This window comes from Solimonas aquatica, from assembly GCF_900111015.1.
GTDB classification, from domain to species: Bacteria; Pseudomonadota; Gammaproteobacteria; order Nevskiales; family Nevskiaceae; genus Solimonas; species Solimonas aquatica.
This window is the reverse complement of the sequence record NZ_FOFS01000001.1, coordinates 211,794-223,866: the sequence shown is the minus strand read 5'-3', so window position 1 is coordinate 223,866 and position 12,073 is coordinate 211,794. Positions and strand designations below refer to the sequence as shown.

Annotated in this window: 11 protein-coding genes and 1 riboswitch; of the genes, 2 read left to right on the top strand and 9 right to left on the bottom strand. The window is 66.0% G+C overall.

The genetic code is table 11. The features are described from left to right. Positions 1 to 75: 75 nt before the first annotated feature. From cmk to BMY12_RS00890, 9 genes are all read right to left on the bottom strand, one after another. The gene (gene cmk / locus BMY12_RS00930; protein WP_093280784.1) at positions 76 to 786 is read right to left on the bottom strand and encodes a (d)CMP kinase; all 711 of its coding nucleotides are present in this window, start codon (positions 784 to 786) and stop codon (positions 76 to 78) included. A gap of 93 nt (positions 787 to 879) precedes the next feature. Continuing rightward, positions 880 to 2,190: a 3-phosphoshikimate 1-carboxyvinyltransferase gene (gene aroA, locus BMY12_RS00925; protein ID WP_093280782.1), complete on the bottom strand. Its 1,311-nt coding sequence runs from the start codon at positions 2,188 to 2,190 to the stop codon at positions 880 to 882. A 52-nt stretch (positions 2,191 to 2,242) separates the two neighbouring features. Next, positions 2,243 to 3,115 carry a prephenate dehydrogenase gene (locus BMY12_RS00920; RefSeq protein ID WP_093280779.1) on the bottom strand — a complete coding sequence of 291 codons (873 nt, stop codon included), beginning with the start codon at positions 3,113 to 3,115 and terminating at the stop codon, positions 2,243 to 2,245. 10 nt (positions 3,116 to 3,125) lie between these two features. Beyond that, complete coding sequence (hisC, locus tag BMY12_RS00915) at positions 3,126 to 4,259, bottom strand: histidinol-phosphate transaminase (RefSeq protein ID WP_093280776.1); 1,134 nt, start codon at positions 4,257 to 4,259, stop codon at positions 3,126 to 3,128. 26 nt (positions 4,260 to 4,285) lie between these two features. Continuing rightward, positions 4,286 to 5,395 (bottom strand): prephenate dehydratase, encoded by a 1,110-nt coding sequence (gene pheA, locus BMY12_RS00910; protein ID WP_093280773.1) that lies wholly within the window; start codon positions 5,393 to 5,395, stop codon positions 4,286 to 4,288. A 101-nt stretch (positions 5,396 to 5,496) separates the two neighbouring features. Then, a complete protein-coding gene (locus BMY12_RS00905; protein WP_093280770.1) occupies positions 5,497 to 6,672 on the bottom strand; it encodes a phosphoglycerate dehydrogenase in 1,176 nt (391 codons plus the stop codon). A gap of 131 nt (positions 6,673 to 6,803) precedes the next feature. Then, positions 6,804 to 7,886, bottom strand: a complete 1,083-nt coding sequence (gene serC, locus BMY12_RS00900) for a 3-phosphoserine/phosphohydroxythreonine transaminase (RefSeq protein ID WP_093280768.1) — start codon at positions 7,884 to 7,886, stop codon at positions 6,804 to 6,806. Between the two features lie 523 nt (positions 7,887 to 8,409). Continuing rightward, positions 8,410 to 8,808 (bottom strand): type II toxin-antitoxin system VapC family toxin, encoded by a 399-nt coding sequence (locus tag BMY12_RS00895; RefSeq protein WP_093280765.1) that lies wholly within the window; start codon positions 8,806 to 8,808, stop codon positions 8,410 to 8,412. Positions 8,809 to 8,813: 5 nt separating this feature from the next. After that, positions 8,814 to 9,065 carry a ribbon-helix-helix domain-containing protein gene (locus BMY12_RS00890; RefSeq protein ID WP_093280763.1) on the bottom strand — a complete coding sequence of 84 codons (252 nt, stop codon included), beginning with the start codon at positions 9,063 to 9,065 and terminating at the stop codon, positions 8,814 to 8,816. A gap of 156 nt (positions 9,066 to 9,221) precedes the next feature. Next, positions 9,222 to 9,458, top strand: a riboswitch (cobalamin riboswitch). A 134-nt stretch (positions 9,459 to 9,592) separates the two neighbouring features. On the opposite strand from BMY12_RS00890, the gene BMY12_RS00885 reads away from it, so the two are divergent. Together BMY12_RS00885 and BMY12_RS00880 are read left to right on the top strand one after the other, a co-directional pair. Next, entirely contained in the window at positions 9,593 to 11,473 is a 1,881-nt protein-coding gene (locus BMY12_RS00885; RefSeq protein ID WP_093280760.1) for a TonB-dependent receptor domain-containing protein, read from the top strand. Between the two features lie 15 nt (positions 11,474 to 11,488). Beyond that, positions 11,489 to 12,064, top strand: a complete 576-nt coding sequence (locus BMY12_RS00880; protein ID WP_093280757.1) for a hypothetical protein — start codon at positions 11,489 to 11,491, stop codon at positions 12,062 to 12,064. Positions 12,065 to 12,073 lie beyond the last annotated feature (9 nt).

Sequence of the window (12,073 nt, the reverse complement as noted above, 5' to 3'; positions counted from 1 at the left end):
CCTTGCGATCCGGCCAAAGTCACGAGCGAGCAGCTCGCAGCAATGTTCTGTCTTCGTGCGCGAGGGCCAAAGCGTTCAAACCAGCGCGTAGCGCCGCAGCAGACCTTCCATCACAGCCAGCACGGCGTCTGGCGAAAGACCTGTCGTATCAACGACTTCCGCGCCATCGACGGCCTTCAGAGGGGCGATGGGACGGTTGCGGTCGCGCTCGTCACGGGCGCGTATCTCTTCACGAAGGGGCGCGAGTGTAGCCCCGATTCCCTTTGCGCTCAACTGCTTGAGCCGGCGCTGGGCGCGCTCGTCGACGCTGGCGTCCATGAAGATTTTCAGCACCGCGTCGGTGAACACGATGCTGGCCATGTCGCGGCCGTCGGCGATCAGGCCCGGCGCCACCCGAAAATCGCGCTGGCGCTGCAGCAGCGCGGCACGTACCACCGGGGCGGTGGCGATGATCGAGGCCAGCGCCCCGGTGGACTCCTTGCGGATCTCGTGCGTCCAGTCATGACCGTCGACCAGGATGGCTTCGTCGTCCTCGGTCTCGCCGATGAAGCGGATGTCCAGGGCCGGCGCCAGCGCCGCCACTGCCTGCGCATCGTGCAGATCCAGATGACGATGATGGGCGGCCAGCGCCAGGATGCGATACAGCGCGCCGCTGTCCAGGCGATGGAAGCCCAGGCGCTTGGCCAGGTAGCGCGTGACCAAGCCCTTGCCGACGCCGCTGGGGCCGTCGACGGCGATGACAGGCGCAGCCTGAGTTGTCTGGGATGAGTCTTGTGATGTGTTCATATTGGTGACCGTAAAGGGCTGCGCCTCAGGCCTGAGGCTGCGGGGAGACAAGCAAAAGACCGGCCTTTGCGCGCAGCCTGAGGCTTGCCCGCCTCATGCCTCGCGTATGCCCAGTCCTGCGGCGCGCGCCAGGGCCGCAAAGCCCGGGAACGAGGTGTTGACGTTGGCGCAGTCCAGAATCCGGATCGGCTGCTCGGCGCGCAGGGCGGCGATGGCGAAGGACATGGCGATGCGGTGATCGCCGCGTGAATCCACCGTGCCGCCGCGCATGCGCCCGCCCATCACGCGCATGCCGTCGGGCAGCGCCTGTGCGGCGACGCCCAGGGCGCGCAGGCCGTCGCACATGCTCTGGATGCGGTCGGATTCCTTCACGCGCAGTTCTTCGGCGCCTTCCACCACGGTTTCGCCCTGGGCGAAGGCGGCGGCGATGAAGATGATGGGAAATTCGTCGATGCTGGCGGCAACCAGTTCCTTGCCGATGCGCACGCCGCGCAGGCCGCCCCCGCGCACGCGGATATCGGCCACTGGCTCGTCGCCGAAGCGGCGCTCGTTCTCCAGGCGGATGTCGGCGCCCATCAGGCGCAGCACGTCGATGATGCCGGTGCGCGTCGGATTCACGCCGACGTCACTGAGCACGATCTCGCTGCCGGGCACGATGGCGGCGCCGACCATGAAGAAGGCCGCCGAGGAAATGTCCGCCGGCACCTGGATCGCGGTGGCCTTCAGGCTCTGCCCGCCCTCCAGCGCCGCGTAACCGGCGCGCGCCTCCACCTTCACGCCGAAGGCGCGCAGCATGCGTTCGGTGTGATCGCGCGAGGCCTCCGGCTCGAAGACCTCGGTCTTGCCCTGGGCGTAGAGACCGGCGAGCAGGATGCCGGACTTGATCTGCGCGCTGGCCACCGGCGAGTGATACGAGATCGCCTTGAGATTCCGGTGCGGCAGGATGTTGAGCGGCGCCTTGCCCTCATTGGATTCGATGCGCGCGCCCATCTGTTCCAGCGGCGCGATGATGCGTTTCATCGGCCGCCGCGACAGCGAGGCATCGCCCACCAGATTGCTGGTGAAGTGCTGGCCGGAGAGCAGGCCGGCCATCAGGCGCATGGAGGTGCCGGAATTGCCCAGGTCCAGGGGCTCGCGCGGCGACTGCAGCCCGTGCAGGCCCACGCCGTGGATGCGCAGCGAGGTTTCGGCCGGACGCTCGATGCGCACGCCCATGGCCTGGAAAGCCTTCATGGTGCACAGGCAGTCCTCGCCGGTGAGAAAGCCCTCCACCGTGGTCAAGCCCTCTGCCAGCGCACCGAACATGATCGAGCGATGCGAGATGGACTTGTCGCCGGGCACGCGCAGGCGGCCGGCCAGCCTGCCGCCGGGGATAACGGTATAGCTCAGTTCGCTGGAACTCACGTCGACTTCCTTGCACGGGCGGCGTCGCAGGCGCGGCGCCGCAATGATTCGTTTACTCGATCTGACTCAGATAACGCTCGCGTGCGGCGCGCGCGCGTTCGAACAGAGCCTTGAGCTCGTCCCAGCGCGACTCGGCCATCATGCGCCGGATCTGCTGCAGCTCTTCGATCTGCCGGTCCAGCAGATCCGCCACCGCCGCCTCGTTGGCGCGCAGCACGTCGTGCCACATCTGCGGCGAGCTGGAGGCGATGCGTGTGAAGTCGCGAAAGCCGCCGCCGGCATTGGGAAAGATTTCGCCGCTGCGCTCCAGGCGCGCGAGCATGTCCACGAAGCTGTAGGCCAGCACATGCGGCAGATGCGAGGTGGCCGCGAAGATCGCATCGTGCTGCGCCGGGCTCATCTCCACCACGCGCGCACCGATGGCCTGCCAGAGCCGCGCCACCAGCTGCCGCGCGGCAGCGTCCTGATGTTCGTGCGGCGTGATGATCACGCGATGATTGCGGAACAGCTCGGTCTGGCTGTTGGCCACGCCGCTCTTCTCGGTGCCGGCAATCGGATGCGCGGCCACGAAGCGCGGCGGCAGCTGCCCGCCGCAGACCGCCGCGATGTCACGCAGCACCGACTGCTTGGTGCTGCCCACATCGCTGACCACGGTCTCCGGACGCAGGCCCGGCAGGCAGGCGGCATAAGCCTCGGCAGTGCGCAGCACCGGCACCGCCAGCACCACCAGATCGGCATCGGCCACGGCCTCGGGCGCCTGCTCGTGCACCTCGTCGATCACGCCGAGCTTGAGCGCCTGCTGGCGCTGCACCGGATCGGGATCGTAGCCCGAGATGCGGCCCACCTCGCCGGCCGCGCGCAGCGCGCGCGCCAGCGAGCCGCCGATCAGGCCCAGACCGATGACCGCCAGATGTCGGACGCTCACGCTCGCGTACTCAGGCTGCCAGTACCTTGCGCAGCGCCGCCAGGAAGCGGTCGTTCTCGGCTTCGGTGCCGATGCTCACGCGCAGGTAATGCGGCAGCTGATAAGAGGCGATGGGGCGCACGATCACGCCCTGCTCCAGCAGGCCCTGGTGTACGGGCTTGGCGTCGCGGCCGAAACCGATGGCCAGAAAGTTCGCCTGCGAAGGCAGCACGGTGAGCCCCATGCCGCGCAGCGCTTCGCTGAGGCGCGCACGCTCGCGGGTGTTGAGCTCGACACTGCGCTGCACATAGTCCTGATCGTCCAGCGCCACTTCGGCGGCCAGCAGGGCCATGCTGTTGTTGTTGAAGGGCTGGCGCACGCGGTTGAGCACATCGGCCAGCGCCACACTGGACAGCGAGTAACCCACGCGCAGACCCGCCAGGCCATAGGCCTTGGAGAAGGTGCGGAACACGATCAGGTTCGGGTAACGGTCCAGCCAGGCGCGGGTGTCGCCGCGCAGCGCCGGGTCCATGTACTCGTAGTAGGCCTCGTCCAGGGCCACGATCACCTGCGGCGGCACCTTCTTGAGAAACGCCTCGATGTCCTGCGGCGCCAGCACCGTGCCGGTGGGATTGTTGGGGTTGGCGATGAACACCAGAGCCACATCGGCATTGGCCTGCAGCGCCTGCGCGAAGCCGGCCAGATCATGGCCGTAAGGCTGCGCATCGCTGGCGCTGCGCGCCGGCACCACCACCGCGCGCGCGCACTGCGCCTGGGTGATGATTTCGTAGACGGCGAAGGCATGCGCCGAGTACAGCGCGGCGCGATCGGGCCCCAGGAACACGCGGCCCAGCAGCTCGATGATGTCGTTGGAGCCGTTGCCCAGGGTGATGCGATCCAGCGCGATGTCATGCAGCGCCGCGATCTTCTTCTTCAGGCGGTGGCCGCTGCCATCCGGATACAGCGCCAGATTGTCCTGCGCCACCGAAGCCGCCAGCGCCGCGCGCACCTTGGCGCTGGGCCCCAGCGGGTTCTCATTGGAGGCGAGCTTGATGGCGTTGCTCACGCCCAGGCGCCGCTGCAGCTCCTCGATGGGCATGCCCGGCGAGTAGGCTTCCAGGCTCAGCACACCGCTGGCCGCGTTTTTTAAGGTCTGATCCGTCATGTCGATCGAGTGTGAAACGGCGCGCCTTACATCACCGCGCGCGGATAGGAACCGAGAATCTTGAAGAAGGCCGCTTCGCCGCGCACGGTGTCGAGCACCTCGCGCACCTTGGGATCGGTGGCGTGGCCGGCGAAGTCGATGAAGAAGTAGAAGTCCGGCAGCACCGAGCCGCGCACCTGGCGTGACTCCAGGCGCGTCATGTCCAGGCCCGCCTCGGCCAGGGGCTGCAGCAGCTTGAACAGCGCGCCCGGCTGGTTGCGATGCGCGGTCATCACGATGGAGGTGAGATCGTCGCCGCTGAGTTCCGGATCGTGCTTGCCGACGATCAGAAAGCGCGTCTCGTTGCTCAGCTCGTCCTCGATATTGGCGGCCAGCACATTGAGCTTGTTGATGCGGCCGGCCTGCAGCGAGGCGATGGCCGCGGTGCCGCCGCCCTCCTCCGCCGCGCGCCGCGCCGCCTCGCCATTGCTGGACACCACCTCGCGCTCGGCGCGCGGCAGACGCGCGTCCAGCCACTTGCGGCACTGCGCAAAGGACTGCGCATGCGAATAGACCTTGGTGATGGTCTCGGTGTCGCCGGTCAGCGAGAGCAGATGGTGATGCACGGCCAGGGTCACCTCGCCGCAGATGCGCAGCTGCGTGTGCACCAGCTCGTCGAGGGTGTTGTTGACCACGCCGCCGATGGAATTGGCCACCGGCACCACGCCGTAATCGGCGGCGCCGGTTTCCACATCACGGAAGATTTCGTCGATGGCGCGCATCGGCTTGGCGGTGACGCTGTCGCCGAAATGCTTCTGCACCGCCGCCTGCGTGTAGGTGCCTTCCGGCCCCAGGTAGGCGATGGTCAGCGGCGATTCCAGCGACAGGCAGACCGACATGATCTCGCGCATCAGCCGCGCGATGGATTCATCACTCAGGGGACCGCCATTGGGGCCGTGATTGCGCTCGATCACCCGGCGCAGCACCTCGGCCTCGCGCGAGGGGCGGTAATGATTGCCGTCGCCGGCGCCCGAGCGCTCCTTGATGCGCGCCACCTGCTGGGCGATACGCGCGCGCTGGCTTATGAGCGTCTGGATCTGTTCGTCCAGCGCATCGATCTGCTGCCGGGCTTCGGGCAGGGTCTGCGGCACCTTCATGCGGGTCTCGGGTATTCGAAAACGGCGACCGCGAATTGTAAGGCCAAAACGCCGCCGCCCGCGACGCGGACGACGGCGTTTTCGGTACCGCGGCGCCGTTTTTAGCGGGCGGCGATGGTGCGCGTGGCGAGCACGCCCTTGATCTGGGCAATCTCGCGTTCCACCACGTCCGGCACCTGCGCATCGAGATCGACGATGGTGTAGGCCAGATCACCGCGCGACTTGTTGAGCAGGTCGGCGATATTGAGCTGGTGCTTGGCCAGGGTGGTGGAAATCTGGCCCACCATGTTCGGCACGTTCTCGTTGACGATGCACAGACGGGTCTTGCCCGGCAGCAGCGGCATCTGCGCCTCGGGGAAGTTCACCGAGTTGCGGATGGTGCCCTGCTCCAGGAACTCGCGGATCTGGTCGGCGACCATCACCGCGCAATTGTCCTCGGCCTCACCGGTCGAGGCGCCCAGATGCGGCGTGGCGATCACGCGCGGATGGCCCTTGAGCGCATTGGACGGGAAGTCGCAGGCATAGGCATAGAGCTGACCGGCGTTGAGCGCCTCGATCACCGCCGCCTGATCGACGATGGCATCGCGGGCGAAATTCAGGATCACGCCCTGCTTCTTCATCAGCCGGATGCGCTCGGCATTGATCAGGCCGCGCGTGGCGTCGATCAGCGGCACATGCACCGAGAGGAACTGCGACTTGGAGATCAGGTCGTCCACCGACACCGCCTGACGCACGCCCGAGTTCAGCTGCCAGGCGTTCTGCACCGTCATCGCCGGGTCGTAACCGTAGACGGTCATGCCCAGTTCCAGCGCGGCATTGGCGACCTTGACGCCGATCGCGCCCAGGCCGATCACGCCCAGGGTGCGGCCCGGCAGTTCCATGCCGACGAACTTCTTCTTGCCGGCTTCCACGGCCTCATGCATGGCCTTGTCGTCGCCGTCGAGCTTGCGCACGAAGTCCAGGGACTGCGCGAGATTGCGCGAGGCCATGAGCATGCTGGCCAGCACCAGTTCCTTCACGGCATTGGCATTGGCGCCGGGGGCATTGAACACCGGCACGCCGCGCTTGCTCATCTGCGCGACCGGGATGTTGTTGGTGCCGGCACCGGCGCGGCCGATGGCCTTCACCGAGCCGGGGATATCCAGCTTATGCATATCGGCCGAGCGCACCAGAATCGCGTCCGGATTCTGGATTTCCGAGGCAACCTCGAAGTTCTCGCGCGGCAGGCGCTCCAGGCCGTTGACCGAGATGTTGTTGAGCGTTTGGATCTTGAACATGTTCTTTCTCTGCAAAATTTGGGTAGGGCATCCTTGCCGCGACTGTGTCTCTTGATCCGGCCCCTGCCCGGCCATCCTTGGCCGGGCAGGGGCCGGGCCGAGTGCCATTCAAGGCACTCGGCTGATCCGGCTCACCCGCGCGTCCGCGCAAATTCCTTCATGTAGGCGAGCAGCTGCTGCACGCCGTCCAGGGTCATGGCGTTGTAGATGGAGGCACGCATGCCGCCCACCGAGCGATGTCCCTTCAGGCCCGAGAGGCCGGCGGCCTTGGCACCCTTCAGGAACTCCGCGTCCAGCTCGGGATTGGCGAGCGTGAACGGCACGTTCATGCGCGAGCGGTTTTCCTTCTTCACCGGGTTGCGATAGAAGTCCTGGCTGTCGATGTAGTCGTACAGCGCCGCCGCCTTGGCGGCATTGCGCTCGGCCACGGCCGCCAGGCCGCCGTTGTTCTTGATCCACTTGAACACCAGGCCCGAGACATACCAGGCGAAGCAGGGCGGCGTGTTGAGCATGGACTCGTTGTCGGCCATCTGCTTGTAGTCGAAGATGCCCGGCGTGTTGGGCAGGGTCTGGCCGATCAGGTCCTCGCGGACGATGACGATGGTGAGACCCGCCGGGCCGATGTTCTTCTGCGCGCCGGCATAGATCAGGCCGTACTTCGACACATCCAGCGGACGCGAGAGGATGTCCGAGGACATGTCTGCCACCACCGGCACGCCGGCGGCATCGGGCTCGGCGAAGAACTCCACGCCGTGGATGGTCTCGTTCGAGGTGATATGCAGATAGGCGGCATTCGGGTCGAGCTTCCAGCTGGCGCGATCCGGAATATGCGTGAACTTCTCGGCTTCGCTCGTCGCCGCGACATTGACCTTGGCATAGCGCGCCGCTTCCTTGGCCGCCTTCTTGCCCCAGTCGCCGGTGAGCACGAAGTCCACGCCGGTCTTGCCGCGCAGCAGGTTCATCGGAATGAAGCTGAACTGCGCCGTGGCGCCGCCCTGCAGGAACAGCACCTTGTAGTTGGCCGGAATGTTCGCAACCTCGCGCAGATCCTTCTCGGCATCCGCGGCGATGCTCATGAACTCCTTGTCACGGTGCGACATCTCCATGACCGACATGCCGGAGCCGTGCCAGTCGAGCAGCTCGCTCTGCACCTGCTGCAGCACTTCGAGGGGCAAGGTCGCCGGGCCGGCGCTGAAATTGACGATACGGGTCATGACAAGTTTCCTTTGAATGATCTAAACGACAACACTTCCAAGTTTCCTGCTGCCATCCATGGCGGGACTGTCTCTCCAGATTCAGCCCCGGCCCGGCCATCCCCGGCCGGTCGCATAGTGCTTTGCGAATGCCATTCAAGGCATTCGCAATCCACTCCAAATCCTGTGTCGAAGCCATCCATGGCGCGGCCTCCACTCCTTCTGCCACCCCCGGCCCGGCCATCCCTGGCCGGTCGCATAGTGCTTTGCGAATGCCATTCAAGGCATTCGCAACCCACTCCAAATCCTGTGTCGAAGCCATCCCTGGCGCGGCCTCCACTCCTTCTGCCACCCCCGGCCCGGCCATCCCTGGCCGGTCGCATAGTGCTTTGCGAATGCCATTCAAGGCATTCGCAATCCACTCCAAATCCTGTGTCGAAGCCATCCATGGCGCGGCCTCCACTCCTTCTGCCACCCCCGGCCCGGCCATCCCTGGCCGGTCGCATAGTGCTTTGCGAATGCCATTCAAGGCATTCGCAAAGCACTATGCCCAGCGTTCAACTTCCAGATTCGGCACCGACGCAAACACATTGACGCGCTCGGTGACCAGCACCAGCTTGCGCGTCAGGGCGGTTGCCGCCAGCCACAAATCCATCGGCGCCAGCTTCTCGCTGGCGGCCTGCAGATACACGCCGGTCTGCACCGCCTGCTGCGCCTCGGCGGCGCCGAAGTCCAGCACCGGCACGGTAGCCAGAAATTCTTTCAGCAATTTGCCGTAACGCACCTGCGCGCGCGGCTGCAGACGCAGCGCGGTTTCGGCATCGACGCGGCTGAACACCGAGACCGCGACATCGCCGGGACGCAGCTCGGCAAGCTTGAGCACCACCGGCAGACGACCCTTGATCGCCGCCGCCAGCACGTCCGAATCGAGCAGGTATTTCATGACGGCTACCAGCGCGTGCCGTTCTGATCCGGCAGGGCCGCGCGCCAGGCCTGAAAATCCAGGGCCTCCTCGCCCAGCTCCGGCGCCGGATTGCGGAAATGCTGCTTGAGCGCCGCCGGCCAGTCCTTCTCTTCATTGCGCTCCAGCCACTCCTGCACCGCCTGGGTGATGACCCGGTTACGGCTCAGACCCACGCGCTCGACCGCGCGATTGAGGCGCTCGAGGGTGAGGTCGTCGAAGTGCACGCTGAAGTTCATGCCGAAACTGTAACCTAACAGGTTGTGTTAGTTCAAGAGACTTTGATCCAATTACGTATTTTCCGAAGGTCAGGACGGCGAGCGGTAACGCAAGACGGTACGGACGGCAACCGACCACAGCTTGCAAACACTTGCAAGTGCACCGCCGGCCGGCATACAGTCGCCGCGCTTTCAGGTGCCCGGCCAGCTTTTGGGACGGGTGAAACGGGAAGCCGGTGCGCAGAAGTCTGATCCCTCAGCCTGCAATTCCGGCGCTGCCCCCGCAACGGTAAGCGAGACGGTACGCGGCCATCCGCCACTGGGTGTCAAAACCCGGGAAGGCGCCGCACCCGACCAGCCCCACAAGGCCGGTCACTCGCAAGCCCGGAGACCGGCCTGATGGCATGCACATTGGCTCGCGGTGGGCGTGGCCGGTCGGTGCGGACCGCGCTTTGCTGCTGCCCTGTCCACGCTGCCCTTCCCTTCGCTCCCACGGGTCAAGCCATTCGACCACAAGCCCGCGCGTGGGGCGCGGATAGGGATACAAGATGCGTCTGCGTCATGCTGCGACGCTGGCCGCGCTGTCGGCCGCCAGCGGTTCTGTCATTGCCCAACCCGAAGCCACCGAGGTGGCGCTGCTCGACACCGTGATCGTCACGGCCAGCCGCGTCCCGGAAAAACTCGATGAAACCCTGGCGCCGGTCACCGTGATCAGCCGCGAGGACATCGAGCGCCTGCAGCCTCGCGATTTCCAGGAACTGCTGGTCGGTCTGCCCGGCGTGAACCTCACCAGCAACGGCGGCTCCGGCAAGGCCACGCAGCTGCTGCTGCGCGGCGGCAATGCCGATCATGTGGTGGTGCTTCTCGACGGCGTGCGCATCGGCTCGGTGACCCTGGGCACCACGGCCTTCGAACAGATTCCGGTGGACCAGATCGAACGTGTGGAGATCGTGCGCGGTCCGCGCTCCAGCCTCTACGGCTCGGAAGCCATCGGTGGCGTGATGCAGATCTTCACGCGCCGCAGCCAGCCCGGCGAGGCCACCACTGGCAGCTTTGCCATCGGCGGCGGCAGCCAGGGCAGCGGCAAGTTTGAAACCACCGTGCGCGGCAGCGCCGGCAGCGGCGGCTGGTACAACCTCGGCATCTCCGGGCAGAACACCGATGGCGTCGATGTGCAGCCCGCCGCTGGCGAGCCGGATCGTGACGGCTACCGCAGCATCGCCAGTTCGGCCAGCGCCGGCTGGCGCTTTGCCAGCGGTGCGGAACTGGGCCTCAGCGGTCTGCTGGCGCGCAGTCACAACGAATACGACAGCAGCTACACCAACGAATCGGAAAACGGTCAGCAGGCCCTGGGCGCCTATGCGCGCTTTCTGCCGCTGTCGTTCTGGACCGTGAACCTGCGCGCCGGACAAAGCCAGGACCTCTCCGACAACTCCCACGATCCGCTGGTGCCCTCCTTCAGCGATCCGGCGGTCTACACCGACAACCGCGGCATCATCAACACGCGCCGCAATCTCTACTCCTGGCAGAACGACTTCCAGCTGCTCCCCGGCCAGCTGTTCACCGCCGGCCTCGACTACGAGCACGACACCGTCAGCGGCAACACCGATTACGCAGTGCGCAAGCGTGATGATGCCGGTGTGTTCGGCCAGTACCAGGGCCATTTCGGCGCACACGAGCTGCAGGGCAGCCTGCGTCGCGACCGCAACCAGCAGTTCGGCACGCACAACACCGGCAGCGCGCAGTACGGCTATCGCTTCAGTCCGGCGCTGCGCGCGGGCCTGTCCTACGGCACGGCATTCAAGGCGCCGAGCTTCAATGATCTGTATTACCCGTTCTACGGCATCCCCGATCTCAAGCCCGAGACCTCGCGCAGCTACGAACTCAATCTCGGCGGCAGCGGAACACTGGCCATCGCGCAGTGGGATTGGGCGCTGAGCGCCTATCGCAGCAAGGTCGATGAACTGATCACCTACAACCCCAGCATCTTCGGTCCCGAGAATCTCGGCCGCGCCCGGATCAAGGGCGTGGAGCTGCAGCTGGGCGGACAGTGGCAGTCGCTGCGCACCCAGCTCTACTACAACTGGCTCGATCCGCAGAACGACAACGACGACGCCAATCACGGCAAGCAGCTGGCGCGACGCAGCAAGCAGAACGCGCGCCTGGATCTGGACTACCAGGGCAGCCGCTACGCCGCCGGCAGCACGCTCAACTTGAGCGACGCGCGCTACGAGGATCCAGCCAACAGCACGCGCCTGGGCGGCTACACCACGCTCGACCTGCGCGCCAGCCTGCAGCTGGACAGCGCCTGGCAGCTGCAGCTCAAGGCCGCCAACGTGCTGGACAAGCAGTACCAGACCGCCGCCGGCTTTGCCCTGCCCGGCGCCACCTACTTCGCCACGCTGCGCTACACGCCGGCCGCGCGCTGAACCGGAGCCTTGACCATGAACCTGAATCGCGGCACGACGCTGTGGATTTTCGCGCTGCTGGCACTGCTCATGCTCAGCACGCGCTTTGCGCATTTCTTCACCCTGCCCGATGCCTCCTGGGCGGTGTTCTTCGCCGCTGGTTTCTACTGCGCCGGACACAGTCGCTGGGCTTTCCCGCTGCTGATGCTGGAGGCGGTGGCCATCGACTTCATCGTCACCCGCCACTTGGGCATCAGCGATTACTGCATCACCCCGGCCTATGCCTTCCTGGTGCCGGCGCATGCGGCGCTCTGGTACGGCGGCGTGTGGCTGCGGCGGGGTTACCACCATGAACCGGCCGATCTGCTGCGCCTGGTGATCAGCGCCGGCCTCGCCGTGAATTTCGCCTATCTGCTCAGCAACAGCAGCTTCTACTGGCTGGGCGGGCGCATCAGCGCGCCGAACTGGGCGCAGTATCTGGACAACTACGCGCGCTACTACGCCAATTTCCAGATCGTGCCGGCCGGCTATCTGGCGCTGATCGCGCTGCTGCACGGCGTCGCCGCGCACTATCTGCCGGCGCTGCGCCTGCCGTGGGTGCAGAAGCGCTGAGCATGTGCG